The organism is Pseudomonas sp. 51_B (genome assembly GCF_017491595.1).
Classification (GTDB): domain Bacteria; phylum Pseudomonadota; class Gammaproteobacteria; order Pseudomonadales; family Pseudomonadaceae; genus Aquipseudomonas; species Aquipseudomonas promysalinigenes.
This window is the reverse complement of record NZ_JAFGYW010000156.1, coordinates 1-537: the sequence shown is the minus strand read 5'-3', so window position 1 is coordinate 537 and position 537 is coordinate 1. Positions and strand designations below refer to the sequence as shown.

Sequence of the window (537 nt, the reverse complement as noted above, 5' to 3'; positions counted from 1 at the left end):
CCATGATCACCACTTTCGGCCGGTAGTTGGGCGCGGTCAGCTCGAAGAGCATGCCGAACGCCTGTCCGCGCTCGGCCAGCCCGGCGCGGAAGGATTGCTCGTCGAAGCCGTCGGGCTGACGGAATTCCACGCGAATGAAGAAGCGCCCCGAGAGGCGGTCATCGAACGAGTGGTGCTCGGTGACATAACAGCCCTGCTCGAACAGAAAACGCGTGACCGCGTCCACCGTGCAGAGGACGCTGGGACAGTCGGCGGTCAGAATCCATGTGTCTGGGGCGCGGCTCATATTTTTTCCTCTGATCGTTCCTACGCTCTGCGTGGGAATGCCGCCACTGGACGCTCTGCGTCCGCCTCGCAAGTGACGCGGAGCGTCACGGGATGCATTCCCACGCGGAGCGTGGGAACGATCAGTTACTGCGCTTTCGCGAGCAGGCTCGCTCCCACACGGAAAAACTTCAGCGCATAAAAAAGGCCTGCAATCGCAGGCCTTTTTCGTTGCCGAAACTCCGTTTAAGGCTTGTGCGCCCGCGACAGGAA

The 537-nt window shown here is 61.3% G+C and carries 1 pseudogene; it reads right to left on the bottom strand.

The annotated features are described in order from the left end of the window. Positions 1–286 (bottom strand): annotated as a pseudogene (locus J5M56_RS24135) (formyltetrahydrofolate deformylase); the annotation flags it as partial. Positions 287–537 lie beyond the last annotated feature (251 nt).